Below are 726 nucleotides of genomic sequence, written 5' to 3'. Positions count from 1 at the left end.
TCACGATGCCGTCGTGGCCGGTCCGGAGAGGAAGCGGTCGGCCTCGTCGAGTGTTCGCGGTTGCTCGGGTGTCACCTTCAGGACGTCGCGCCGGTAGTTGCGGATCTCCAGCACGCTGCCGGGGTCCGCCTCCGGCATGAGCCGCAGCCCCCGTTCCACCATTGCCCGCGGGTAGACCTTGAACGTCTTCTCCCGCACCGAGGTGCGGCCGCCCATTTCCTCGAAGCCGTGCGCCCGCCGCAGGTCGAACTTCAGGTCGATGACGGGGAACGGCTCGCGGTCCCAGGTGGTGGAGGGCATCGAGTTCCGCCCCTGGATCCGTGCCTCGACGAACGTCTCGGTGTCCTCGTCGCCGATCTCGCAGTCGCGGATCGGGAAGACCCTGCCGAGCCTGCCCCCATGGTTCGCGGCCGTCAGCGAGGGCGCACAGAACAGCACGTGGTCGAACGGGCCGATCGGCGCGGGCAGCGGCACCTTGTGATGAGAGCGGCCGTCGAAGGCCAGCCCGACGCGCGGCCGGACGAAGTCCAGGAAGGCCGACACCATCGCATCGTCGTGGCCGGGCTTCTTCACCACCAGGGACAGGCCCCGGCCCGCGGTCTCGCCGAGGATGCAGTAGTCGTAGAACGGCCCGGGCCCGGCCTTGAAGTCGTGGAAGATCACGAACACGCCGGCGTGCCCGGCGACCGGCTCGTACTTGTCGCCGTGCGCGACCACGTCGAGCAG

The 726-nt window shown here is 69.4% G+C and carries 1 protein-coding gene; it reads right to left on the bottom strand.

Going from position 1 to position 726, the window contains the following annotated elements; all coding sequences use genetic code 11:
* On the bottom strand, window positions 1-726 hold a 726-nt coding region (locus ACFPZN_RS56310; RefSeq protein WP_378293684.1), incomplete at its 5' end, for a hypothetical protein.

This window comes from Actinomadura rugatobispora (assembly GCF_042656285.1).
In the GTDB taxonomy this organism is placed as follows: Bacteria; Actinomycetota; Actinomycetes; order Streptosporangiales; family Streptosporangiaceae; genus Spirillospora; species Spirillospora rugatobispora.
This window is presented reverse-complemented; position numbering and strand designations above follow the sequence as displayed.